The 24,708-nt window shown below is 67.5% G+C and carries 24 protein-coding genes and 1 pseudogene; 5 read left to right on the top strand and 20 right to left on the bottom strand.

The annotated features are described in order from the left end of the window. The first annotated feature begins 86 nt into the window (after positions 1-86). Both yghU and GXW71_RS09920 read left to right on the top strand, forming a co-directional pair. A complete protein-coding gene (yghU, locus tag GXW71_RS09925; protein WP_211852337.1) occupies positions 87-962 on the top strand; it encodes a glutathione-dependent disulfide-bond oxidoreductase in 876 nt (291 codons plus the stop codon). A 379-nt stretch (positions 963-1,341) separates the two neighbouring features. Continuing rightward, the gene (locus GXW71_RS09920; RefSeq protein ID WP_211852336.1) at positions 1,342-2,163 is read left to right on the top strand and encodes an alpha/beta hydrolase family esterase; all 822 of its coding nucleotides are present in this window, start codon (positions 1,342-1,344) and stop codon (positions 2,161-2,163) included. A gap of 42 nt (positions 2,164-2,205) precedes the next feature. Here the strand turns inward: GXW71_RS09920 and GXW71_RS09915 are convergent, their stop codons facing one another. After that, positions 2,206-2,982: a 2-keto-4-pentenoate hydratase gene (locus GXW71_RS09915; RefSeq protein WP_211852335.1), complete on the bottom strand. Its 777-nt coding sequence runs from the start codon at positions 2,980-2,982 to the stop codon at positions 2,206-2,208. 264 nt (positions 2,983-3,246) lie between these two features. Here GXW71_RS09915 and GXW71_RS09910 point away from each other — a divergent pair, with 264 nt between their 5' ends. Beyond that, positions 3,247-4,341 carry an enolase C-terminal domain-like protein gene (locus tag GXW71_RS09910; protein ID WP_211852334.1) on the top strand — a complete coding sequence of 365 codons (1,095 nt, stop codon included), beginning with the start codon at positions 3,247-3,249 and terminating at the stop codon, positions 4,339-4,341. A 7-nt stretch (positions 4,342-4,348) separates the two neighbouring features. Beyond that, complete coding sequence (locus GXW71_RS09905) at positions 4,349-5,176, top strand: hypothetical protein (RefSeq protein WP_211852333.1); 828 nt, start codon at positions 4,349-4,351, stop codon at positions 5,174-5,176. A 460-nt stretch (positions 5,177-5,636) separates the two neighbouring features. Here GXW71_RS09905 and GXW71_RS09900 read toward each other — a convergent pair whose 3' ends face one another. The 13 genes from GXW71_RS09900 to GXW71_RS09840 form a co-directional block, all read right to left on the bottom strand. After that, positions 5,637-5,873 carry an NAD-dependent epimerase/dehydratase family protein gene (locus GXW71_RS09900; protein ID WP_246526436.1) on the bottom strand — a complete coding sequence of 79 codons (237 nt, stop codon included), beginning with the start codon at positions 5,871-5,873 and terminating at the stop codon, positions 5,637-5,639. Between the two features lie 39 nt (positions 5,874-5,912). Then, on the bottom strand, positions 5,913-6,692 hold the full coding sequence (locus GXW71_RS09895) for a glycosyltransferase family 2 protein (protein ID WP_211852332.1): 780 nt from the start codon (positions 6,690-6,692) through the stop codon (positions 5,913-5,915). Beyond that, positions 6,641-7,366, bottom strand: a complete 726-nt coding sequence (locus GXW71_RS09890) for a TIGR04282 family arsenosugar biosynthesis glycosyltransferase (RefSeq protein WP_211852331.1) — start codon at positions 7,364-7,366, stop codon at positions 6,641-6,643. Before GXW71_RS09890 ends, GXW71_RS09895 begins: the two co-directional genes overlap by 52 nt. A 489-nt stretch (positions 7,367-7,855) precedes the next feature. Continuing rightward, the gene (locus tag GXW71_RS09885) at positions 7,856-8,335 is read right to left on the bottom strand and encodes a YHS domain-containing (seleno)protein (protein WP_211852330.1); all 480 of its coding nucleotides are present in this window, start codon (positions 8,333-8,335) and stop codon (positions 7,856-7,858) included. Between the two features lie 690 nt (positions 8,336-9,025). Further along, the gene (locus tag GXW71_RS09880) at positions 9,026-11,374 is read right to left on the bottom strand and encodes a type IV secretion system DNA-binding domain-containing protein (RefSeq protein WP_211852329.1); all 2,349 of its coding nucleotides are present in this window, start codon (positions 11,372-11,374) and stop codon (positions 9,026-9,028) included. A 9-nt stretch (positions 11,375-11,383) separates the two neighbouring features. Beyond that, a complete protein-coding gene (locus tag GXW71_RS09875; protein WP_211852328.1) occupies positions 11,384-11,941 on the bottom strand; it encodes a hypothetical protein in 558 nt (185 codons plus the stop codon). 5 nt (positions 11,942-11,946) lie between these two features. After that, positions 11,947-13,110: a secretion/conjugation apparatus DotM-related subunit gene (locus GXW71_RS09870; RefSeq protein ID WP_211852327.1), complete on the bottom strand. Its 1,164-nt coding sequence runs from the start codon at positions 13,108-13,110 to the stop codon at positions 11,947-11,949. Between the two features lie 9 nt (positions 13,111-13,119). Continuing rightward, on the bottom strand, positions 13,120-13,617 hold the full coding sequence (locus tag GXW71_RS09865; protein ID WP_211852326.1) for a lytic transglycosylase domain-containing protein: 498 nt from the start codon (positions 13,615-13,617) through the stop codon (positions 13,120-13,122). After that, a complete protein-coding gene (locus GXW71_RS09860) occupies positions 13,614-14,057 on the bottom strand; it encodes a hypothetical protein (RefSeq protein ID WP_211852325.1) in 444 nt (147 codons plus the stop codon). The genes GXW71_RS09865 and GXW71_RS09860 overlap by 4 nt, the downstream gene beginning before the upstream one ends. Beyond that, on the bottom strand, positions 14,054-14,302 hold the full coding sequence (icmT, locus tag GXW71_RS09855; RefSeq protein ID WP_211852324.1) for an IcmT/TraK family protein: 249 nt from the start codon (positions 14,300-14,302) through the stop codon (positions 14,054-14,056). The genes GXW71_RS09860 and icmT overlap by 4 nt, the downstream gene beginning before the upstream one ends. Next, positions 14,302-15,192, bottom strand: a complete 891-nt coding sequence (locus tag GXW71_RS09850) for an ATPase, T2SS/T4P/T4SS family (protein WP_246526435.1) — start codon at positions 15,190-15,192, stop codon at positions 14,302-14,304. Before GXW71_RS09850 ends, icmT begins: the two co-directional genes overlap by 1 nt. Before the next feature lie 287 nt (positions 15,193-15,479). After that, positions 15,480-16,400 (bottom strand): type IV secretory system conjugative DNA transfer family protein, encoded by a 921-nt coding sequence (locus tag GXW71_RS09845; protein ID WP_367617279.1) that lies wholly within the window; start codon positions 16,398-16,400, stop codon positions 15,480-15,482. 31 nt (positions 16,401-16,431) lie between these two features. Continuing rightward, positions 16,432-16,905, bottom strand: coding sequence for a DotD/TraH family lipoprotein (locus GXW71_RS09840; protein WP_211852321.1), 474 nt, complete (start codon positions 16,903-16,905; stop codon positions 16,432-16,434). Between the two features lie 207 nt (positions 16,906-17,112). Between GXW71_RS09840 and GXW71_RS09835 the strand changes: the two genes are divergently transcribed. Continuing rightward, the gene (locus GXW71_RS09835) at positions 17,113-18,660 is read left to right on the top strand and encodes a Fic family protein (protein ID WP_211852320.1); all 1,548 of its coding nucleotides are present in this window, start codon (positions 17,113-17,115) and stop codon (positions 18,658-18,660) included. Positions 18,661-18,905: 245 nt separating this feature from the next. On the opposite strand, the gene GXW71_RS09830 is transcribed toward GXW71_RS09835, so the two are convergent. The 6 genes and pseudogenes from GXW71_RS09830 to GXW71_RS09805 all read right to left on the bottom strand — a co-directional run. After that, positions 18,906-19,235: a hypothetical protein gene (locus tag GXW71_RS09830; RefSeq protein WP_246526434.1), complete on the bottom strand. Its 330-nt coding sequence runs from the start codon at positions 19,233-19,235 to the stop codon at positions 18,906-18,908. After that, the gene (locus GXW71_RS09825; protein WP_211852319.1) at positions 19,232-22,294 is read right to left on the bottom strand and encodes an ATP-binding protein; all 3,063 of its coding nucleotides are present in this window, start codon (positions 22,292-22,294) and stop codon (positions 19,232-19,234) included. The genes GXW71_RS09830 and GXW71_RS09825 overlap by 4 nt, the downstream gene beginning before the upstream one ends. Next, on the bottom strand, positions 22,291-22,752 hold the full coding sequence (locus GXW71_RS09820) for a hypothetical protein (protein WP_211852318.1): 462 nt from the start codon (positions 22,750-22,752) through the stop codon (positions 22,291-22,293). The genes GXW71_RS09825 and GXW71_RS09820 overlap by 4 nt, the downstream gene beginning before the upstream one ends. 238 nt (positions 22,753-22,990) lie before the next feature. Further along, complete coding sequence (locus GXW71_RS09815; protein ID WP_367617278.1) at positions 22,991-23,404, bottom strand: hypothetical protein; 414 nt, start codon at positions 23,402-23,404, stop codon at positions 22,991-22,993. A gap of 83 nt (positions 23,405-23,487) precedes the next feature. Continuing rightward, the gene (locus tag GXW71_RS09810; protein ID WP_211852317.1) at positions 23,488-24,033 is read right to left on the bottom strand and encodes a hypothetical protein; all 546 of its coding nucleotides are present in this window, start codon (positions 24,031-24,033) and stop codon (positions 23,488-23,490) included. 12 nt (positions 24,034-24,045) lie between these two features. Then, positions 24,046-24,708 (bottom strand): annotated as a pseudogene (locus GXW71_RS09805) (hypothetical protein); the annotation flags it as partial.

Below are 24,708 nucleotides of genomic sequence, written 5' to 3'. Positions count from 1 at the left end.
CGCAGCGCCATTCTCCTTCTGTCCTGGCCCGCCGTAGCTTCCCGCCAAACCGCGCCGCAGCGCATCGATCCGGAGCTTTGAGCACCATGAGCAATCCCCCCGACTACACGCCCCCCAAGGCCTGGACCTGGAACAAGGCCAATGGCGGCCGCTTTGCCAGCATCAACCGACCGATCGCCGGCTCGACGCATGACAAGGAACTGCCCGTCGGCCGCCATCCCCTGCAGCTCTATTCGCTCGGCACGCCGAACGGCGTGAAGGTGACGGTGATGCTCGAGGAACTGCTGGCCCTCGGCCATAGCGACGCCGAATATGATGCCTGGCTGATCCGCATCAACGAAGGCGATCAGTTCGGCAGCGGCTTCGTCGGCGCCAACCCCAATTCGAAGATCCCGGCGCTGGTGGACCGCAGCGGCCCGGCGCCAATCCGCGTCTTCGAATCCGGCGCCATCCTGATGCACCTCGCGGAGAAGTTTGGCGCCTTCCGGCCGACTGAAACCGCGGCGCGCGCCGAATGCCTCTCCTGGCTGTTCTGGCAGATGGGCAGCGCGCCCTATCTCGGCGGCGGCTTCGGCCACTTCTACGCCTATGCGCCGACCAAGATGGAATACCCGATCGACCGCTTCAGCATGGAGGTGAAGCGCCAGCTCGACGTGCTCGACCGCCGCCTGGCGGAAAGCGAGTACGTCGCCGGCAGCGACTACACCATCGCCGACATGGCGATCTTCCCCTGGTATGGCGGCTTGGTGAAGGGCTGGCTCTACGGCGATTCCGCCACCTTCCTCAGCGTGCAGGACTACAAGCACGTGCAGCGCTGGGCCGACCAGCTCCTCGCGCGGCCGGCGGTGCGGCGCGGCCGCATGGTCAACCGTGTCAACGGCGACCCCGCGAGCCAGCTGCGTGAGCGGCATGAGGCCAGCGACTTCGAGACGAAGACGCAGGACAAGCTAGCCGCCGACTGACGCCGGGCGATGCGGGGGCGACACGAAGGGCGGCACGCAAGCGGATCCGGAGGGCCCGGCGCCGTGTTGTCGTCGGAACGTGGAATCACGTCACGGGGTGCGTCGCCCCTCAGGCGCATCGCCGCAGTCACACGGCTTCATGGGTGAGAACAATCGAGCGCTGGCCCGCAGACCCAAAGCTGCGCCTCTCCCGGCCGCAGCGCGAGCCGGACAGCGGAGAGCCGAACACCGACTGAAGGCTTGGCTCGGAACCTCCCATCCCACAAACGGCAAGGACCGACGTCCTGAGCAGGACGGAGACCTCTTGGCGCGTAACCGTCTGCGAGCTCGGGGCGAATACTCTGTCGTGTCGAGAGAGGGACTGCGGATGAGGCATTCGTTGGCATTGCTCGGCCTCGTCATCGCAATCCTCATGGCGCCGGCCTGGGCATCCGACATGGGCGAAGGATGCGTCACGAGAGGCGTCTGCGACGTCGCAGGCGGCCGGTACGATGTCGCGCTACCAAGGACAGGCCGGCCGCGCGCCGCCTATCTGTTCTTCCATGGCTACGCTTCATCGGCCGACGCCGTCATGCACGATCGCGACTTCGTCGCGGCAGCGACCAGCCGCAACATCGCGTTCGTCGCAGTCGATGGGCTGAACGGACGGTGGTCCTTTGAGCATTCGCCATCCTCCGAGCGAGATGACCTTCGATTTATCGCCGCTGTGTTGGGCGACATAGAGCACCGCTTGGGCCTTGGTCACGACCGGATCATCATTGGCGGCTTTTCGCTTGGCGCATCCATGGCCTGGTACACAGCATGTCACATCGGCAGTCGCGTCGCGGGCAGCGTGACTTTCTCGGGCGTGTTCTGGAGCCCGCTCCCGAAGGGCAGCGACTGCGAAGACGCCCCTCCGGCAATGATCCACTTCCATGGCCGTGCCGACCGCATCTTCCCATTGGAGGGACGCGCCGTGCGTGCCGGCGCGCGCCAGGGCGATACCTTCGTAAGCCGCACCGTGATGGAAGCGCGGGGTGGCTGCGTGTCGCAGCGCAGGATCGAGCAGATCGTCGATATCCCATGCGAGGTCACAGACTGCAGTCGAGGTCCCATTCGACTCTGCATCCATGATGGCGGACATGAAGTAAGGGCCGACTGGCTGGCAGCCGCCCTCGACCTACTGCCCCTCGCCCCGAGCGCTCCCGGTGCGAGCCGCTAGCGGATCTGGCCCGTCCGAGCCGCCCAAGGGCCCGCAGTCTTGTCACTCCGAAGGCCGGAGCGCGGGTTGCTCAACGGAGCACGCGACCACTGAAACACCATCCAAGCAGGTCTCGATCCTGTCGCCTGGATGGACCGGATAGAGTCCCAAAGGTGTGCCGACTATCACAATCTGGCCTGGAGAAATCGATAGGCCCTCTCGCGCCAGATCACCCCTCAGCCAATCGAGGGATGCGGCCGGCCCGCCAGGGAGTGGCCAGAGCCCAGCTTCGGCTACAAGACTACCGTTGATGCGCACGCCAAGTGTGTTCCAAGCGGGTATCATTGTCTCAAGTAGTGCTGACCGCCCCCGCGCCATGATGATCCCAGCATTGAACCCGTTGTTGGCGATCAGCTCCGCCAACGTCTTGCGGCGGCAGCGGAAGACGAAGTTGTGCAACTCGATGACCGGAAATGCGGATACGATCGCTCCACTCTCGCCGATGCTAACAGCCATCTCGCCCTCAATCGCCAGAGACGCGAATCCGTCTGGGGCGAGCGTCGTACCGCTCGACCGTATCTCACTGCCGAACAGAAAGCCGCGTATTGGCCCTGCCATGCCGAACTGCGTCGTTGTTCCCGGGCCGGTGCACCCAACCTTGAAGCCGGCAATGGTATCACCGCCCGCGAGGCGGATGTCCGCGACCGCACGCTGGACGGCATACGCATCCGCCACGTCGAACGGCGGTTCCTCGGCGCCGGCGAAGAGCGTACCGGGCGTCCGCGCGCAGTAGTCGCGCCATTGCCTCTCTGCAACCGCTCGCAGCAGCTCATCGTTCATCTGCGCTCCTTCCTGAGCGAGACCTTCGGCTCGCTCTTCGCACCAGCCTCGCAGGGAACTCAGGAGGCCACGCCGAAGCCCATTGTCCTCGAGACCGATCTCCGGCATTTTAGCCCGGCTGTTCTAAAAAGGCACGCGCGAGAGACGGGCCAGTGGATGGGAAGATGCATCATTATGACCGATGAGCCTGGCACCACGCGAACGCCGTCTGGTTCGCCGCCTGCGCGGCCAGCCGCGGCGGGCGCTGCCGCGGGAGGGTCTGCAGTGCCGGCGCCGTTCCTGACCATTCGAGCGCTGCGGACGACGGTCGTCAGCGTGCCCATGAAGCGCCCGCTCGGTACCAGCGTCCAGACCATGGCGGCCGCGCCACTGCTGCTCATCGACCTCGACACCGAGGAGGGCGTGAGCGGGCATGCCTATCTCTTCTGCTACGACCACACGGCGCCGCTGCTCATTGCCACCGTCCTGCGTGATGTCGCGGCAGCGGTGCATGGCGCACGGCTGGCGCCCGTGGATCTGGCGGCGCGGCTGGTCCGCCAATACCGGCTGCTAGGTGCGCAGGGCATCGTCCGGATGGCCCTGGCCGGGTTTGATGCCGCTTGCTGGGACGCGCTGTCGATTGGCGCCGGCGTTCCTCTGGCCAGCCTGCTTGGCGCGGCGCCGCGGCCCATTCGCGCCTACAACAGCAACGGCCTTGGCCTGATCGGGCCCGAGAAAGCGGCCGACGAAGCGCAGGCACTCCTGGATGGCGGCTTTCGTGCGGTGAAGCTCCGCCTCGGCCGCGCGGCTCCGGAGGACGACCTCGCCGTGGTGCGCGCGGTGAGAAAGCGTCTTCCGGACACGGTCGCGCTCATGGCCGACTACAATCAGGCGCTATCGACCACCCAGGCGATCCAGCGCGGCCAGATGCTGGACGATGAAGGCCTCTATTGGATTGAGGAACCGATCCGCCACGACGACTACGTTGGCTGCGCCCGCGTTGCGGCCGCCCTTAGGACGCCGATCCAGCTCGGCGAGAATTTCGCAGGCCCTGCGGCGATGCTGTCAGCCCTATCCCAGAACGCCAGCGACTTCGTCATGCCAGATCTCGAGCGGATCGGGGGCGTGACCGGTTGGCAAAGGGCGGCGGCCTTGGCGGCCGCGGCCGAAGTCGAGATGTCGTCCCACCTGTTCCCCGAAGTCAGCGCGCATCTGCTGGCTGCCACCCCGACCTGCCATTGGCTCGAATATGTCGACTGGGCCGATCCGATTCTCACCCATCCGCTGCGCATCGAGAATGGCATGGCGATCGTCCCCGAGCGGCCGGGGGCTGGTCTGAGCTGGAACCCCGACGCCGTGAAACGCTACCGGGTCGAGTAGGCCAGCGATGAGCGATCCGGTCCCCGCCGTCACCGAGGCCGCCGCCACCGGCGAGATCGCCGCGATCTTCGATGACATTCGTAGTGTGCTGGGCGTGGAGGTCGTCAACTTGGTCTGGCGACATCTGGCGACCTTCGACGGCGCTCTGTCGTGGACGTGGTCGACACTGCGCCCGCTCTACGCCCATGGGACGCTGCAGGAGGAGGCACGCAAGCTGCGCGCTTGTTTGGCGCTCCCGCAAGTCCAGACCATTCGCCCCGAGGTGTTCGCAGCGATCGGCCTCCCTGCGAGCGCTCTCGACCCGATCCGCAGCATCCTGGCGGCATACGACCACACCAACGCGATGGCCTTGTTCGCCTTCTCGGCGCTTCGAGTCCGCCTCGGGCCTTCGGATGAGCAAAGCCCCGATGTCAGCGTCGCATCCCGTCCGGCGCCCCAGCCTGAGTCGCTGATCGCCCTTCCTCGGCTTCCACGGATGGAAGAGCTTTCGGCAGAGACGGCAGCGTTGGTGATGGAGCTGAACAAGCTCGGCACCGATAGGACGCAGCCCAGTCTCGCCAGCATGTATCGCCATCTCGCGTATTGGCCGCCCTATCTCGCGCTCGCCTGGGCAATCCTGACGCCCCTGCATGCCAGCGGCGCGCTTGCGGATGCGATCCGGGCGATGCGAGGCGAGGCGGAACGACGCGCCGCCGTCATCAAGTTGCATCTTGGCCGCGCGGCCCTGCCTTCACCGGCGATCGGGCCGGCGGTGACGGCTGCCATCGAGCCATTCGTCGGTGACGCAATTCTCAAAATGACCGTGATCTGCGCCCTGCTTCGAAGCGCGACGTGAATCGCGAACCTTCGCAGCGAGGGTGGAGACACGAGCCTCGAGGCAGCACCCCGGATACAAGGGGAGGACGCTCATGAAGCTTGTCGGAACGGCATTCGAACTGCCGCGGCTCAGTGGAACGAGGACGGTCGTGCTATCGTCAGGCGATCGCGAAGAGCGGCGACGGTCATCCAGTCCTGATGCTGAACGTGTATCGCTAGGCCGCGGACGCGAGCTTTCCCGACTAGGGAACCTATCAGGACTGCATCTCCGGCTTGGGGGCCTTCCTCGAAGGCGCTGGCCAGCGGCTTCTGTGACGGTTCCCGGTTCTTAGTCAGGCGCCGTCGGCGACCAGAGGATCGATAAGATCATCGCATGCTGGTATCCACGGCATCGCGTTTTCCTCAATCTCCACGGCGCGCCAGGTGCCGCGGACAATTTCCGGCGCGAGGCGCTATGCGTGGGAATACGCGGTCATCCATTAATGACCCGGCGTGACCCCCCCCTCGCGCCCTGGCCAAGGCGTGAATTGTCTCTGTCCGGCAGCGCGCCGGTCGCGCACATCGGTGACGATTAGCGGAACGCCGGCCGGCGGCCGCCAACCGCCACCACCGCGGTGAACGTCAGGCCGAAGCGAATCCAGGACACGCACCGAATGCCGGCAACGCAGCAGCGCCGCCAGCACATGCTGGCCGATGAATCCGGCACCACCAGTCAACAGGAGTCGCGTGCCGACCCTCCTCTTGCTTACGTCTACTCATCCGGCGGCGACGCGCTGACGCCGAAGCGATGCTGCCAGGCGCAGGAAGGTCCCGCTGATCTTCCAGGCCGCTTTGAGGCCGGCCACCAGGTTGCCCGAGACCTTGGACTCGCCGCCACGGCGGCATCTGTGGTTCACGGGTACCTCGACGCAGCGGAGCCCGGCAGCCGCAGCCCGCATCTGCATTTCCAGGTTCCAGCCATAGGTGCTCTCGCGCATGCCAAGCACATCGAGACGATCGAGGCGGATGGCTCGGAGCGGAGACATGTCCGTGAAGTGCACGCCGTAAACGAGCCGCAGCAACACGCCAGCCAAGCGGCCGGCAACAATCTGCTGCGGCGTCATGCTGCCCAGCTCACGCCGGCCGCGTATACGCGAGCCCATGACGAAATCCGCGCTGCCATCGGCGATTGGACGGATGACGTCGTGCAGGAAATCCGGCACATCGCTGCCGTCGCCGTCCATGAAGCAGACGATCGCGGTGCCGGGTGCCACGGCGGCGACACCCGTGGCGCAGGCCCGGCCATACCCGCGTTGCGGCTGGTTGACCACATGCGCGCCGGCCGCGGCCGCCACCGCCGCGGTACGATCCGTGGAGCCGTTGTCGATGACGATCACCTCGCCGACTTCCTGCGCCAGGACCTGCCGCACCACCTCGGCGATCGTCTCTTCCTCATTGAGGCATGGGATCACTACGGTGACGCCGCCGCGCTCGTGTAGGGGTGTCAAGCGACCGCAGGCTCTGCTCGACGGCGCGCGACGAACGCCCGAGTCCAAGGTGCGTCCTGAGCTGGCGCCGTGGCATCGGCGAACTCCGGACGTTGGCCATCGAGCTCCGCTTCAAGCAGTGCATAGCTGGAAGCATCGTCAACATCGTACCAGGTTGGCAGCACGACTGGCGTGAGGCCGATCTCGCGCGCCCGCTCGAGCGTCAGCGCGAAGACTGCGCTGGTGCTCCACGGCATGTCCGCAAACAGCCGTGGCTGTGGCCGCAACAAGCCGATCAGCGTGTAACCGCCGTCGACTGCTGGACTGATGACCATGCTGGCGCCTCCGCGCAACGCTGCGGCTGCAATCTCCAGGATTGCCGAAGGCAGGGTTGGGCTATCGGAGTTGACGATAATCGCGCCAACGTGGCCCTCGGCGAGCAGATCGACCATACCGAGATGCAAGCGCGCGCCGAGGTCGCCCTCACCTTGCTGCAGCAGCCAGAATCCGCCGGGCAGGAGCGATTTGAGCCCAGGTTCCGATCCAGGGGGCGTGTACAGAGCGACGCCCGCGATGCCACGCGCGGCCAACCTGTCGATCGTCGCGGCCAGGTCGTGAATGAAGCAGGCGGAGATCTGCGCGCACTCCTCAGGCCGTAGAGGTGGCGACAACCGTGTCTTCGAAAATCCCGGTGCCGGTGTCTTGCAAATGATGGCGACTGCAACGCTGGCCTCGTCCCGCATGGTGTCCTCCAGTACCTGCTTCCCCGTCTTCGATCGAATGCGGCAATGGGTTACAGCACTCGGCATATCTTCACGGCCGCCGGCCAACCGCGCTGACCGCGCAGCAGGCGATTGCGGGCTTTGCTTGCTCCTTCGCCGCATGTCCGGTCGGCAGCCGCGCAGCGGACCGGCGTCACTTGCTCCGCCAGTCCGACCATCGGCGACGCCCCGCAATAGGTTCGATGGAGATGGGTCCGCCGCTGGCGGGCCCGGCGATTGCAAAAGAGCGGTCCTCGGTTCCCTGACCTGGGCAACTTAGACCGCGGCGGGATTTTGGCGAGTGCCGCGCCCCACCAACCTCAACGGCGGACATGCGGTCTTACACTCCAGTTGCAGCCGTCCCGCGCCGGTTCAGGCGCGAGAAGCAACGCCGGTGACGGCGAGCCCGGACCGCTTCTGCTGACGTGCCAGTTCCAATATGCGAGGAGCCGCGCCAAACGCAGCCGAATGTCAGGCCCGAATGTCGGCCGAGGACAGTTGGGGCCACTTCATATCGGCCGTTTGAATATATCTCAACGGGTCCGCGAGCCAAGTCGACCGCACCCCCAAACTGTAATTCAAGTAGAGCCGACCATCGACGATCGACCAGGCCTCAGGTTCGATTTTGACGAGGTAGCCGCGCGAGGTGCCATACGCGCAGAACCCGTTATAGGCAGGGAGATACCGCTGTGGGTTTGCCTCAAAGGCCGCCCTGTTTCCTGCGCTCGAGAAGAGCCATGTCGCGCCGCCATGCGACAGGGCGAACTCCCTATGACCGGCCTGCGGGCCACCCGAAGCAAAGTAGGCGACAGGGTCGTACCCTCGAATTGCGGAACCGTCGGTTGATCCCAACGTGTTCACAGGACGCGGGAACGGCTCAGCGGCCTTCACCTGCCTGGCGGCCGCAGGTACGGCAAGGATCCCAAGTAGAACCTTCCGACGATTGCTCATGACGTACCTTCCAGTTGCTTCGGCGGCGAGACGTGGCCGTGCTCGCTCAGCCAACGTGCGATACAGGCCAGCCCGGTGAACCCGAGCCAGGACCGTCTCTCAAGCTCCAGGAGCAGGGCACTGCACGTCGACGCATTGCAACAAGCTCCTGCCGGCGCTGGCTGGCCCAGTGCCTCCTGTCTTTTTTTTCGCCCGACCTCCGTCCGCGGTTACGGTCGTAAGACCTCCTTCGCCGTTGTCTCACGCGATGCCGCCAGAACTTGCGGTTCCCTTCAACGCAGCACGGCACCTGGCCGGAGGAGAGCGCAACATCGGCAGCGGCCGACCAAATCAACGCCATCGCAGGGACCGCGGGGCGCATTGACACCATCACTGGATCCATCGCCGGAGCTATCGAGACACAACAGAGCGCTACCCGCGACGTCGCGCTGAAACTCGCCGACAGACTGATCGCGAAGTCGCTGGTGCAGTCTTTCCCCGAGCATGGAAGGATGCGCTATGCGAGCGAGCGCCATGCCCGCTTGGCTCTGTCGCGACAATAGCCCGTGATGCGCTCCGCGCTCGACAGCGCGCCAGCCATTAGCCACCTGCCAAATGGCAGCTATTGGAGCAATCCTGACGAATGGTACCCCGCTGAACGTCTACCGCACGGCGGTTCTCGTGGAGCCGACGGGTATCATCCGTCGACAACTAGTTCCGCGTTCCTGAGGAGGCAATACGATCATTGAGGGCACGCAGACGCGCGGCAAACTCCTCCGGCGAAATCGCTGGAGGATCCGGCAGGCGTAAGATCGCGGCTCCCGCGAGAGCTTCCGTCGCCTCGCGTGCCATGCGTTCGGCCGCCTGTGGACTGGCCCCCGCCTCGGCCTCGATGGCCGCGAGACCGAGGTGCAGGGGCCGGTCGATCGGGGCACGCGCAGAACGCCGCTCCTCCTGCCGCGGGTCATCGTTAGGCGCGGCCGGCGCCGACGCATCGGTTGCCCGAACCGTCGCTTCGATCATCGGGGTGCAGGATGTCACCGGCGGCTCCTTCAATGCGTCGCCGGTCGGCTCCGCGACCTCCGCGGCGCCTGCGGCGAGGATCGCATCCTTCACGCGGTCCATCGCGTCACCCGATCGCCTGGCCCGGTAGCCCGCGATCAGGGCCCGCAGCACCGGATCGGGCCGGTGCTCCGCATGGCCCGGTATGGCACCGCTCTCCAGCCGCGCCACGACCTCAGGGACCTCCAAGGCACCATCGGGCGTGTCCTCCCGCACGGGTGCCGGCAAGATCAGAGGGCGGCTCCGTCGGAAGGGACCCGTCGAGGCGTCGAGGGCGGCATAAAACAGCTTCGCGTAGATCCGCCGCCCCCCGAAGAGCACGATCGCCTCGCCCTCCAGCAGCTTCTGCAGGTCGGACCAGGCGACACGGGCCACCTTGCGGACCTCGGCCGAGTAGCTCTCCCGATAGTTTCCGGCCTCGCCGGCGACGTAGGACGTCGCCTGCGTGACCTCGACCTCGCCGGCGGTCTTCTCGATCCATTCCCGCGTCCGGTGCGCGTCCTGCAGGCGCATGGCGAGCGTCAGGTTGGCGTTGCCGAGCAGCGAGGCGGTTTTCTCGCCAAGGCGAGCCCAGAGGCCGCTGACCTCCTGAAAGGCGATCCAGAACATAATGTTCAGGCCGCGGCCCATGGCGAGCATCCGGTCCATGCCCTCGGTCGCGTAATACGCGACCTCGTCGAAGACGACCTGAAACGGCCCCTCTCCCACACCGGGCTTCAGGGAAAAGATTTCACGCGCAGTGCCCTCGAGCCGCGCTCCGAGCAGTTGCGCCAGCATGCCGCGCAGCGCGGCCACCACGATCTTGCCAAGCGCGGCGAGCGTCGCGTCCGAGTTCTCCATCGCCGGCAGGTTGACGACCAGGATCCGCCGGTTGAGCACGACATCGCGCATGTCGATATCGCCGGACGTTGGCTTGAAGATGTGCCCCAGCGAGACTGACAGCTGCGTGAAAGTCGCGGTGAAATAGAACAGCGCGAAGCCGTGCTGCTTCGACGGTTCGTCCCCCTTCTGCTGGTTGTACGGCAGGCTGGTGTCGTAGCCCGGCAGCTCACCGAGATAGGCGCGGAGGGGATAGAGGATGTCTTCCGGCATGGTCGGGACCGCAATCTCCTGGACCTCGCCGTCGATCGCCTGGCGATGCAGGAAGATCTTGTGCGTCGCCAGCGTCCAGATCGAGCGCAGCTCCAGCGCGAAGCGGATGGTCTCGATGTTGATCGCCACGCCCTTCAGGTCGCGCATCCAGACCAGGACCGGAGCGATGGTCCCGATCAACGCCACGGCACGGGCCCGGAACACGCCATTGCTGTCCTCCGATCGCTGCTCGCCGAGCTGACTGGCGAGCAGCTCGCGGATCGCATCTGCATTGCCGCCGGAGAAGGGATTGAAGCTGTGCGAATCCCGATCGCCCGACGCGGCGAGAAAATTGAGGACGAGGACATCATCCTCGCGGCCGTAGTGCCGCGCGAGCGCCAGGACCTCGCCATAGAGCTTGTTGTCAGCCTTGCCGTCCACCAGGACGAAGCCGCTGCCATGCGAGAGCGCGTTGGCGAGCAGGCTCAAAATCGCCGTGGTCTTGCCGGCGCCGGTGGTGCCCGGGATGGTGCCGTGCTGGCGCCCATCCTCATTGGTGATCCAGAGCTCATGCCCGGTCACCTGGTCGATGCCGAGATAGATGCTGCCGGCGGCCATGCGCGGCCTGCGGTCTACCGGGCTCGGGTAGTTCGGGTCCAGGCACTCGGCGCTACGCGGCAGCCGCAGTGGCAGCTTCAGCCGGCGGCACATCACCCAGGTCGTGTAGGCGATCGCCCCCGGCACCGTCAGATCGATGATGGCTGGAAAGGCGACCGACGCCGCGGCGGTGCCGATGAGCACGATACCCGAGAAGCTGCTGGCCAGGAGCTCCACGAGGCGAACCGTGAAGGGCCGGACATCGCGGAAGCTCTGCCCCGCATGCCGCTCGAACTGGCTCTGCGGGCCCGCGATCTCGCGCTGGATCATCGCGGAGGCTCAGTTTTCGAGCCCGAAGGCGTTCCTCGTCCGTGCGCCCTCGACGACTGGTGCGGTCGCCGGCGCGCCCTGGACCGCCGGGGTACGGGTCGGGGAGACCGATGCGGCACCCGGCGGCAGCTGCACGCGCGGCGGCTGAGAGAGCATCTGCTGCAATCCCGCCGGCATCGAGGGCGCGCCGCCGGTCGGCGGCAGGAGTGACGCGCCGCCGCCTGGCGGGAGGAGCGGCATGCCGGATGCTGGCGCCCCCTCCGGAGGGGGCGCCAGCGCCGGCAGCCCGGCCAGCCGCTGCAGTGCCGCCAGCTCGGCCGCGGAGGGCACCGAGTTGGGACTGCCGGCAGAGATCACGCCCGCGAGGAAGGCCGCCACCAGCGCCACGCCACCGCCGGCGATGCCGAGAAAGGCACGGCCAGAGCGCGCCGCTTTCCCTGGGAGATGCACATGGACATGGAGGGCGTCCTGTCCGGGATCCCCGTCTCCCGGCCGCCGCTCGAAGAGCACCCTGGGGACGCGGATCACCTCCTGGGGTGCTTCGGTCACCGGCTCGCTTGGGGCCATCGCCGCTACTCCTTCTGCTGGTCCCGATGCTGGGCGAGGGCGGCGCGAATGGCGCGTTCCGCGAGCCCGACCTCCGGCTGGAACAGCGCGCAGCCGGCCACGCGCTCCGCCTCCCAGTGCGCCCGGGCGCCGAGCGCCTCGACGCGCGGGTTCGGGTGGGTGTTCTGGCCTGGCCCGTGGCCGGGGAAGCCCAGGGAATGAAGCGCAAACCAAAGGGCGCGTTCCAGCAGCTTCAGGCCGTTGAACTGGGCCGGCGGCAGGACGCCGCTCTGCAGGCGGGCGGCGTTCAGCAGGGCCATCAGCGCCGTCGTCTCGAAGGCATGGCGCCGCGCCACGAGCTCGGCGGGCTTCCGGAGGCAGGGCAGCCGGAGGCAGGCGTCGGCGACCGCGAGGACATCGGCTGGCACAGCCACCGGCGCCTCGGGGCCTGCTGCACCGTGGCCGGTGTCGCGCGCCAGCGCCTCGGCCAGGTCGCCCAGCAGACCCAGTGCCTCCTCACGGCGATCGGCCAGGTGCAGGGCGAAGGCTGCGAACATGATCCGGGCTGGAGGGCGCGCCCGCTGTGCGCCGCGCCAGGCTGGCCCCAGTTGCCGCACCAAGGCTCGCCGGGCGGCTTCGGCGTCGTACTGGCCGCGCTGGTCGGTGGCGTAGCGTGCCACCCACTCATGGACGAAGAGCGACGGGTCCGCCGGCCGCGGATCCCCGTCGCGAATGGGGGCCAACTTGAGACCCCGGCGCATGTTGGCCGCGGCCGCGCGATGGAAGCGCGCGTGCTCCCGCATCAGGCCATCGAGATCCAGCTGGCGGCGGTAGCGGCTCGGCGGCGCCCAGATGAGGCAGATCAGGCCGAGGGCGGTGATCAGCACCGCGGCCGGGATTCGGAAGAACTGGCCGACGCGGTCGCAGAGCGTCACGAGTTCGGCGAAGGTCACCGTCTCATAGCGGGCGCCGGCGACGAGGCTCGCCACGCCGGCATAGGCGTCCGTGAAGCGCGCGATAACCGCGATCTTGGCGAGCTGCACCGCCGCAACGATGCGGACCACCTCGGCATGCTGGTGATGCCACAGCATCCAGCCGCCGAAGACGGCGCCGATCACGATGACCGCCAGCGACAGGATCGTGTAGTCGTCGCGCGACGCCCAGCCGCCGCCGCCGTAACCCTTGGTCATGATGGATCCTCAACTGCCGGGGACGGCGATACGCTGCAGGCGGAGTGCCTGCCGGAGGACGAGGCGGAGGTAGCGCGTCTTGTAGACATCGGTGCTGGAGTGGTAGCGCCCGACACCCTCCCAGAAATCACCGCCGGCGCTGTCGATCGCCCTGCGCAGGACCCACGCCCCGGCCTCGACATTGGCGCAGAAGCTGGTGAGCAGCGCCTCGCGCGCCCGCTCCGGCGTCGTGTTCCAGCGCCGCGCCAGCGTGGGCAGATGGATCTGATTGATCTGCATCGGCCCGATGTCGACGGTGCCGTTGGTGTTCTGGCTGACCCGGCCGAGCGTGCCGCCTTCGACGGCGAGAATGACGGCGATGACCCCGGGCGGCACGCGATGGACCGCCGCGGCCGAGAGGATGCAGGCGGTCGCGACGTCGACCGTCCGGTCCGAGACTTGCGACGCCCGCGCCGCGCCGCCGCCAATGGCGGCCGCCGCCAGGACCAGGATCAGGCGGTGCATCATGGGCTCGGAGCCCCGGCCCGGGGCATCGGCAACCGCCCGCAGGGCAGGTCGGATCGATGCGGCGGCAACTCGCGCCACAGCCGGCCGAGCTCATTCACGACGAGGGCCTCCGGCCGCGCCGCACGCTCGCTGGCCTCGATCACCGACAACATCACGACCGAGAACGGTGCGCCACCGGCCCCCTTGACCCGGTAGCCCAGGAGGCTGTCGGGATCACGCACCTGCTGGACGCCGAGCGAACGCCCCGTCGCCGCTCGCCAGACCACCTCGCCCGCCGCGAGGAATGTCGGCAGCAGGCCGTCCGCCGCGGCAGCAAGCGACGGCGGCACCTGGTGGAGCCGGCCGGTAGCCTCGTCCTGCAGCAGGATGGGACGGCCACGCCGCTCGAGGAAGGCCTCGAGCGTCCGCGACACCCGGCGCAGATCCAGCGGCGCGCTCATGCCAGCCTCCGCCGTTTCCAGGCGGGAACCGCGGGGCGCACGGCGCCGTTGGCCCACCGCCGCATCACGCGCAGCACCGCCGGCACGGTCAGCCCGAACCACGAGATCACCGTGAAGAACATCACCCCGAGCAGGGCGATGTAGAGCGTGGTCCACGACCAATACGTCACCACGAAAAGCACTGGAATGCAGGCCCGCGCATCGAGCATCGCGATCCGCACCGGCAAGGCCGTGTTGCGCCACATCAGCCAATCTCCCGTAGCGCTCGGGATGCCGTTCCCGCGCAGATGCGCCCCTCACCGAGCGCAGCGCGGATGCCGACCGCATAGGACTGGCCGTTGTGGTCCACCGCGTGACGGGTGATCACCGGCCACTCGGACGGATCGGCCTGCAGCAGCTTCGTGCGCAGCCCGGCATCGAAGACGACGAACTCCCGGACCGCGGTGCGCTTGCCATCCGTCGAGGGCAGCAGGCGCTGATTGATCACCAGGCGCAGCGACTGCGCGACCGAGGCGATGAGATTATCGCGCTCGTCGCGCGGGCAGAGCGTCGTGATCCGCTGCATCGTCAGCGGCACATCGTCGGCATGGATCGTGGTGGTGAGCGCATGGCCGCTGATCGCGGCATGGATGGAGGCTGCCATGGTGGGACTGTCGCGGCACTCGCCCACGATGATGTCGGTGGGCTCCCGGCGCATGCACCCCCTGATAAACGCTTCGAAGGTTGCCAGATCCCGCGGGATCTCGGTCTGCGCCATCGTCGAGGATGGGCTTCGGAACCGATCGAGCAGGAACTCGACCGGCGCCGCGGCCTCCTGGATGTTGTAGTTGCCCGCGGGGTCAGAGAGCTTGGCCACGGTCATGCCGGCGATGAGGGTGGACTTTCCCGAGCCGGTGCCGCCGCTGACGATCACCATTCCCCGCTCCGGGCGGAACGCTTCCATGATGCCCGGCTCCACCAGCTGCGCAGCGAGCGACGGCGGCAGGTCGGCGATCGGGCGCAGAACGATGTTGGCCCCTTCCCGGCGGCTGGAGCGCGTCGGCGTGGCGTTGAGCCGGAAGCGCAGGCGCTGCGCGCGGCTGACCGCGATTTCGTAGGAAACATCGAAATCCTGACCACCCTGCAGGCGCGCCATGCCATCTGCCCCGTAGAGGTGATTGGCGACCTGGCCGATCTCGACCTCGTTGAGCGTTCCCTCGGTTGCCCGGTGGTTGCGGCCATGGACACGGATCCACACCGGATGCCCGGTCTGGAAGGCGATGCGGGACGCGCCCAGCCGGAAGGCCCAGCTCAGCAGGCCGTCGAGGCCTGGAGCGTCGCGGCGAGGATCCTTGACCCAGGCCAGACCCTCCGCTGCCCAGCGGAATGGTGCGGCGGCCTCCTCCTGAGCCGCGTGCGCCGCACCGACTGGGAGCACCAGGTTCATCGGCAGCCCGCCCCCGGCCGCCAGCGGCGACGATTGGCCTGCAGGCCCGGCTGGTCGGTGATCCGCACCGTGCGGTCGCCGATCACAAGCCGCGACCGGCCGCCCTCGGCCGCGGTCGACTGGAACGCGACGCGCGGCTCCTCGACCAGGCCGACGCGCAGCAGGACCCGGTAGCGGGCCATGCCCACGATGTCGCGCTGCAGGCGGCCGAGATCGGAGAGGAAGATGTCCACCGCCTGCCGCTCGCCCTGCGCCCAGCCCTCAGCGAGCACGCGATTCCAGTATTCCACCTCGCGGCTGGTGCGCGGCAGCGCCGCGTCGGCCGGCCTCGCCGGCGTTCCCCAAGTTCGGACGAGATAGGCCCGCCAGTTGGGCGGCGCCGAGGTCAGCTGCGCCTCGCGCGTGATCTCGAAGATGCAGCTCGTCTCGCGGGCCACCTGGCCATTCTCGCCAAGCGCGAACGCCATCTGGGCCTCCGAGATGATCGGGGGCCGCATGAGCGTCTGGCCGGCGCCGACGGGCAGCACCAGGGACCGGAAGTCGTAGACGGTGTTCAGCTGCGCCTCGTGGCGCCGGAGCATTTCGTTGATCGCGAAGGAGCGCGCTGCCAAGCCGCCCTGAGCGCCGAAAATCAGCGCCGCCTGCCGCAAGGTCTCGGCCCGCCCCGTCTCCAGCCCACCGCCGCCCTGATCGCCCGGCCGCGCCGCCTGCAGCTGCTCGAGCGAGGGCGGCGCGTCCCCGCCCTCGACAACCGGCAGCGTGGAGGCGCCCGTGATGGGCTGGTTGACCTGCGCCGCAAGGTTCTGCGCGGCCGCGGTATAGGCTGCCTGGCCCGGGATCGGGGGGCTCGGCAGGAATGTCACCGAGCCCTCGCCGGCGGCAAGCGCGCCGGCCCCGAATGGCAGCACCGAGAGCACGCTCGCCGAGAGGAGCGCGACGCGCAGCGGCTCATACATGACGGATCACCTGCACCGTGCGCGAGGCCGGATCGAGCTGCACGGTGGCATAGGCCCCCGCCTGCTCGCCCAGCGCCGCAAAGGCGTCGACGACTGTTGTCTCGCGCAGGTCGATCGCGACATTGACCGGCTGCGCGTTCTCCACGCCGCTCTCCACGACGCGGTAGCCGACAGCCTCGGCAAGCCGCCGGACGCCGGCGCTCAGGCTGCCGCTCCAGACGAAGGCAACCGGCCGCCGCAGCTCCTCAGGCACCACCGGCCCACCTTGCCGCGCGATCGACGCGGCATTGAGGTTGCCGAGCTGCGCCATCTGCTCGCCGACTTGCTCCAGCGAGCGACGCAAGGCGATCTCGGGGTTCGCCATGCCCGGCGTGACAACCCCGGTCGTCGGTCCGGTGCCTGCACACCCTGCGAGGACAGTGATGCAGAGAAGCGCGGGGGCAGCACGCAACGAAATCCCGGACATGGGAAGACTCTCCACCTGGTCATGCGAAGACTGCGGGATCGTGGCGCGAACGCGATGCATTGGCGGATTGCCCCATCTCGACCGAGGAGAGCCCGCTCCGATCCAAGTTGGATTGCTTGAACGATTTCCTACGCGATCCTAGTATCGTGAGTGTTTTCGGAGGCCCTGGAGCGATTTCGCAGGCTGAGCCTCGGTGGGAGAGCAAGTATGGCGCCGGCAGACGAGGGCGTTCCCGTCGGTCAGGGGGCCTTGATCACCAAGTTTGGCCTGCGTCGCCCCATGCCCGCCGTCCTGTCCCGGGTGGCGCTTGGCGCCCGGCGATCGGTCACCGAGGATGGCAGAACGATTGAACGATACCCTACCGGGTATATGCCGGAAGAAACCCTGATTGGTCACCTCCGGTTTGCGCTTCGGTATGAGCCGACGGATCTGGGTGTTTTGGCGGACGTCTTCCGGATCCCCGACGCCGCTGGCGAGATCGAGACTTGGGTTCGGTCCGAACCGACAGGCGCTTATGCCCGCCGCGCTTGGTTCTTCTACGAATGGCTGACCGGCAAGCGGCTGGAGCTGCCGGACGCTGGGGCCGTTGCCTATGTGGACGCGCTCGATACAAGCCTGCACGTCACGGCAAAAGGCAGCCCGTCGCGACGGCACAAGGTCGTCGACAATATTCCTGGCCGCCCAGGCTTCGCACTCATGGTGCGCCGAACACCGCGGCTGGAGGGATTCAGGGCGGAGGATCTGGCCGGAGAAGCAAGACGCATCGTCGAGGGATGCGATCCCGACATTCTCGCGCGGGCCGTGAATTACCTCTACACCAAGGAGACGAAGAGCAGCTTCGCCATCGAGCACGAGCGCGCAACCGGGCAACGGGCCGAGCGATTTGTCACGGCCCTTCGCGCCGTCAAATCGTTCGCGCCAACAGACGCAAAGAGCCTGATCACTTTGCAGAACATCATTGTGGACCACCGCTACGCGGCCACGGCCTTCCGGGACTTCCAAAACTTTGTCGGAGAAACGATCGGTGGGTACCGGGAGGTCGTCCATTTCATTTGCCCGAGGCCCGAGGACGTAGAGTCACTGATGGCCGATTGGGCCGCGATGACCGAGCGGCTTAAGGGCACGACGGACCCGATCGTGGCGGCGGCCCTGATCGCCTTCTCCTTCGTGTTTATTCACCCTTTCGAGGACGGCAATGGGCGCATTCACCGCTTCCTGATCCATCATGTCCTGGCCACGGAGGACTTCACGCCACCCGGGCTGCTCTTCCCGGTCTCCGCTGCCATCGTCCGGGAGGTTGGGGAATACGACACAGCCCTCGAAGGGTTCTCCAGAACCATAATGCCGTTCATCGACTGGCATTGGACATCCGACAAGGAGATCGTGGTCGAGAACGACACGCATAATCTCTACCGCTACTTCGATGCCACAACACTGACCGAGTATCTGTACAGCAAGGTCGCAGCGACCATCCGCAAGGACCTTCGCGAAGAGCTGGAATTCGTGGCGCTCTACGACGCCGCACTGTCCGCAGTGCAGGACATCGTTGACATGCCCGACCGGCGCGCCAGCCTCCTGGTCCGCCTTTGCCTTCAAAACGGCGGGCGGCTCTCACAAGCCAAGCGAGAAGCGTTCAACGAAATCGAGGATCAGGAGCTACTGCGTATGGAACAGGCGATCCAAGCCGTCATGGCTGAAAAAGATGGATCAGCGGCAGCCAACGTGGACGGCCGACGTCAGCCCCCGACATTCTAGCGGCGTTCTGGGAGGGAAGCCGATTGTCGGATATGCGTCGGGTTCTGCAGCCGGTCTACGAACTCCGAAAGACGCCTCGCAATTACTCCGCTGCCAGCGCGCAGGCCGGCTCCCGGTCGCGCTCGACATCGCGGAGAACGATGCCGCTTCCCTTCCGTCAATCAGCTCACCGGCTCTGATCACGCCACGGACGAATATGAGACGACGAGGCCCGGAGCAGGCACAGGCAACGCCCTGTAGCCGGCTCAATCTTCTGCGCTATAGAGATGTCCCGTCGGGATCTCCGAGGCCTCGATCAGGGCCGTCTCCTCGTCGGTCAGATCCTTGGTGCCCAGCGCCGCTCGCACCGCTTGCCTCATGGCATGGAAGGTATCCGCCGAGATGATGTAGACGGTTTCGCGGCCATACTTGGTGACGCGGACCGGTTCACTCAGGGCCCGGTCATGATAGCCCCGAAGTTCTTCTGGACCTCGGACGCGGTGACCACGATCGGCATAAGCCGCTCCTTCTTTCGTGTGTTCGGTGACATACGCATTCTTCAGCCAACGTGCAGAAGCGCGGCAGGCGCCTGTCACTCGGCCGCAAGCGCGTAGTCCGGGGCTGGGCGTTGCTCAACATCACGTAGAATGATGCCGATCCCCTTCCCGTCGATCAGCTCATGGGCGATCTCGTCGATGACGCCTTCTTCCGCCCGCCCGTCCGACTCACCGCGCCGGAGCCGCTCATCCTTGCGCCGCTCGAACTCCTGCGCGGCCGATCCGCGAGGAAACACCCTCACCAGCCGCCGAAGCCCCTCGCTGAAGCCAAGCCGCTGCGTCACCCGGTTTCGCAGCGCCGTATCGACCGGCGTCGTGCTGAGCGCCCAGAGCTCCACTGGCCCGATGCTGTTGACCAGCATCTGCTCGTATTTAGCACCGCCCGCCTGGAACACCGCCAGGAACGGCGCCCCATCCGGTCCCGGCCCATTGAGCGCGAAACGCACCACCTCCGCGCTCGCCTCCGAGAGCCCGAACAGGTCGATGACCGCGTCCTTCTCCTTCTCGCTGCCGAGCCGAAGGACGAAGCGGCCGGTCGACTGGTTGATGATGTTGTCCGGCATGTCGCGGATTTCCTGGCTCGCAAAGCCAAGTTGCAGGTTGTGCTTCGGCCCCTCGCGCGCGTCGCGCTCGAACTGCTCGCGCACCTGCGGACTGCCCTTCGTGCGATGGACCTCGTCGTAGTCGAGGCGCTTCACCGCCTCCTGCGCCTCCAGGAAGCGCTTCGCATGATGCGGCCGCACGATCTCCGGCACGAATTCCAGGTAGTCGGTGTGCAGGAAAAAGTTCCGGGCCAGGATGTGGCGACCGAGCATGTACATCAGCTCGGTCTGCCGGTTCGCCGCCGCCGAGCCCGCCGGTGCCACCGCCGCCAGGTCCAGCACGATCACCCGGGCCGGGCCGAAGTCGAGCCTGGTTGGCGCGTTCAGCGACGGATAGCGCTTGATCAGGTCATAGATGTAGCGCTCGAAGAGCGTGGACGCCTCCTCGTGCGTGGTCGCAATCTTGAGGTCAGCAAAGGCATCCCGCACCTGCTCGGTCCGTACCGCGGCGATGAGGTCCTGCAGCACCGGCACGGCGTGGCGCTGCGCCACTTCGGCCAACCGCCATTCCTCCACCTCGATCAGCCGGTCCACCACGTCGCGCCACCACGGGTCCTCGGCATCGAGCGTGATCCCATGGCGCTGCAGCGCGCGGTCCACCTCCGGCTCTACCCCCGCGCGATACGGCTTCGGCGACCCGCCGGGGACGTTCGTGCAGAGGCGGTAGGCCTCCTCGATCACGGCCGGGATCAGCTGACCCATGCCCTCATACGGCGTTGAGGTGTCGGGCGGCGTGGTGGCGAGCGCGAGAAAGTTCTGCAGGAAGGCCTTCTCGAGGGGAAGCGGATAGGAGCAACCGACCTGGGTGTCGAAGATGTTCACCTCATAGCCGGAAGCGAACTGCATCGCGACGAAGATCGCCTCATGGCGTCGCTGCGGGCCCAACGCTTCCTGCAGCAGCCGGACGAAACCCTCGGCGGTCCTGCCGATGTCGATCTTGCCGATCAGCGGGAGGCGGGCGCCCTGGCTGCCGAGGGCCGCCGGGCTGAGGCAGAGGCCGAGATTGATGACATTCGCCAGCACCGATTTGCCGGAGCGCGGCGGCGCCACGAAGATATCGAGGACCTGCGGGCGCTTGGAGCCGCCGGAGGGGTCGTAGGGCCAGATTGAGCCGTCGGGCCGCCGGAAGAGGACGCTACCGCGCTCCCAGGGTGATGCCGTGCGGTTCCAGGGGAGCATGGCCAGGGCGTCACCGAGCAGCGCCATGCAGGGCACGCCGGTCGAGGTCAGCGACAAGCCAGGCACGCTGCTCATGGCGCCTTCCAGCGGATCGCCGGCGACCGTCGTGGTCTTGCAGTTGCCCCAACCCTCGATCCGCTGCGCCAGCGTCGCCGCCCGGCGCCGCAGCTTGCGGCCGCTTTCGACCGGTGCCCATGTCGCGAAAGAGGCGCGCATGCGCACCCCGATATGACCATCGCTCTGGCGTGCCTGGCGCAGCGCCTCGAACGCGCGCTGAATGTCGCCATTGCCCGGAAACATGTTCAGGAAGGTCGCGGCGATCTCCTTGAACTGCGAGGCGATGCTGCCGCCCCCTTCCAGGACCACGGCGCCGCGCCACGGAATGCGGTCCTTGCCGAGCGGCGCGGCGAGCTCGACGAAAGGCCGCGGATCTTCGGGGCCGAGCGACATGTCGATATGCGCGTACTCGTTTTCTCCGATCCGGACGCGCTGCCCGCCCAGGGTCTCCGCATCCGCATGGAAGATCTGATCGCCCAAGCCTGGCCACAGCATGTGCGAGGCCAAATCCTTACCCTGCGTGGCTTCGTCCTCCGGCATGCGCGGCGTCACCCGGTCGCCCGGCAGCGACGCCTTCCAGTCGGAGCCGGCGGTCTCGCGGTAGACGGCCTCGCGGGCCGCCTTCAGCGCCTCGTAGGCGGTGAGTTCCCGCGCGGCGATATCGTTCTTCTGCAGCGAGGCGAGGACCCGCGTCACGAAGGCGCTGTGCCGCGCCGCCATCACCTCGGAGCGCAGATAGTAACGCTGGCTGTCGCCGGCCGGCGGGCCGGCCTTGGCCATCTCCGCCTGCTCCTCGACCATCTGCTTGCGCTCTTCCTTGGTGAGCACGGCGCGCCGCGTCCAGAGGATGTAATAGGCGGCCTCCCAACGCATCAGCTCCGGCCAGAGGCGGGCACGTTCATCGAGGATGTCGCGGACGTCGAGGCCGAGCTCCCGCGCCACGGATCTGCAGGCGGCAAGGTTGAGACGGTCGATCTCGACGGCCGACTGGTCGGGATCGGAGATGTACCAGGCGACCAGGGCATGGCCGCGGCGCTCGAGCGCGCCAGAGAGGTCGATCCGCTGCGCCGTCGCGATCCGCTGCACATCCGCCCGCGTCGCCAGCCGTCGCATTCCATCCAGGCGGATGAAGCTCACATAATCCGAGTGCTTCGTGACCAGCGCGTTCCCATGCGCGGTCTCCAGCTCGCAGAAGGCGTGGAGTGGCTGCTTGAGGAGCAATGAGGCACCGGCAAGCAGCCGTGAGATCGCGCCGATCATGCTGCGGTCCTTTTCTGGCGGCTTTCCCCCGGCGGGTACCACTGGCGGAGGAGGTCGGGGAGGATGTCGCGGCCGCCGCGGATCAGCCGATCTGTCGGCAGCAGGCGGATTCCATCCAGCAGGTTCGCGCGCTCGCGATAGGAGGTCGGTTCAAGGGCCAGGAGCGCCGCGCCCAGCATGGCAGGGCGCGCGGTCCCCAGGATCTTTCGCGCGAGGTCAGCGCGCGCCTGCAGCGCCGCCATCGCGCGGTGTACCCCGGTCTGCACTTCCGGCTGGCGCTGCGATCGCGTGCTTGCGGCGCGAACCTCGCCATGGCCCGCCAGCACCGTCAGCATGCCGCGGACAATCGTGACGAGCGCGGCCTGCGATATCTCCGGCAGCCAGATCAGCATCGCCGCGCTGGCGGCTTCGGCATCATCCAGGTGTTGGCAGAGATGGCACCAGGCGCAGGCGGCCACCAGGTTCTCGGGCCGAGTGTCGCGATGGTCGCCGTTGAGATGAAAGGGCTCGTGCCGAGCCGTCGTGTGGACGCCGCAGAACCGGCACGTCGCCGGATCGCCTGAGAGGACGGGCTCCGCTGTGAACGAAGCCCGTCGCCCTGGCTCGCGATCTGCCCCCGGTTGGCCGCCCGCCCCGCTTCCCGCGAGCCAGGCCGAGGGATGCGCCGAGAGGGGGAGCGGCAAGAGGCGCACGCGATCAGTTCCCGAAGGTCACCATGGCGTTGGTGCCGGCGACGGTCGCCGCACCACCGGAGGCCGTCTGGGCGGACTTGCCGATCCACACGCCACCGGTCGCGAACAGGCCGCAGAGCACGAGGCCCGCCAGGCCCATCGCGACCTTGCCGCCCTCGCGGTTCTGCGGCTGGCGGCTCTGCCACAGCGCCCAGGCGCCGCCGATGAGGCAGACCAGTGCTGCGACATACATGGCCATCGAGCCGACATTGCCGCCGGTGGTACTGGCCTCCTGGGCCATGCTCTGCACCTGGGCGCCGATGCCGTTGGCCGACTGCGCGAAGGCCGAGGCCTGCACGAGCAGGGCCACGGCCGCGGTTGCCGCGCCCAGCGCAAAGCGGCCGGCGCGGCGGGAGAGGGAAAGAGAGTTGGTCTTCACGAGTTCTCACCTTCTGTTGCCGAGAGGGTCAGCCTCTCGACACGACCATCCGAGAAGGCGGCGCGAACAGTGATCGGGGTTTGTCAGGCGCCGGTGCGGAAGACTGCGACCAGCCAGGTCGAGATCTGCAGGACGTTGATGAGCATCACGCCGAACACGAACTGCACCAGGCAGCCGCCTGGCCGGCGATTGCTGACGCCGCGCATGACGTTCCACCAGGTGAAGATCGCGAAGAAGGCGACCATCGCGCCGAACGCCTGGAAGAAGGACTGGAAGACCGCCACGATGTTGAGGATCGTCTCGCCCGGGGTCGCGCCGAGCACACCGCCCGGTGGCGTGGCGGGCGTGTAGCCGGTCAGGCTGCTGTTCAGCGCCACGGTGACGGCGGACCCGCCCGTCCGATTGGCCATGGTCAGGATGCGGTCGAAGGACGCGAACACGCCGCAGAGGATGAGGCCCATGACGGGGACCCACGGCTTGCCCCGGAACGGATTATCAGGCTGGGACATGCGCCAGAAGCCCCAGCCCGACGAGACGAACAGGCCAAGTGCTGCGATGTAGCAAAAGGCCGGTAGCAGGATGGCGAGCACCTGCCCGACTTCGACCGAGAACTCGACGAGCCCTTGCATGATCGTCGCTCCCTACTGGATCGCGCCGCGCTCGGCGCGGACGATCCAGGTGCTGCCTTCCTGCCCGATGCTCTGCACCCGGCCGTAGCCGGGAATCTCGTGGCCGACGCTGACCTGCAGGCTCGCGCCTGCCTCGCCGCTACGGTCGATCTCCGCCAACATGGCGAGGCCCGGCGACGCGGCTTGCACCCGATAGCGCCGGCGCTCCTCCGACCGCCCGCCGGCCTGCGCCTGGCGTGCTGGCGGCCGTTCAGCCGCCGCGGCGCCCATCGCGGCGTTGAGGGCGCCACGCGCCTCGGCCAGCGACAGGCGCCGATTGAAGTCGCTCAGCTGGCCATCCAGCATCTCGCGCATGACCGCGACGTCCTGCCGCAGTTGCCGGTTCTCCTCGCGCTGGTCGCGCATCATCACGCCCATCTGCGTCACGAGGCCCAGCACCTCGATTTGCTGCGGTCCTGCCATCGGCGCGGCCCGCATGCTGGCCGCGACAGTGGTGGGATCGTGCGGAAGCGCCGGATGCTGCGGCGCCTGCGGACCGACCGCCAGAAGCGGCGGCGCCGGTGGAACGACCGCCAGGGGCGGCGGCGCTCCGGCGGCAAGCTGCGCATTCGAGGGCGGAGCGGGCGTCGGGCGTCGCGCGACCGTGGCCGGCGCCGCCTCGTGTGGGGCGCCCGG

This window comes from Plastoroseomonas hellenica, assembly GCF_018129085.1.
Taxonomy (GTDB): Bacteria; Pseudomonadota; Alphaproteobacteria; order Acetobacterales; family Acetobacteraceae; genus Plastoroseomonas; species Plastoroseomonas hellenica.
This window is presented reverse-complemented; position numbering and strand designations above follow the sequence as displayed.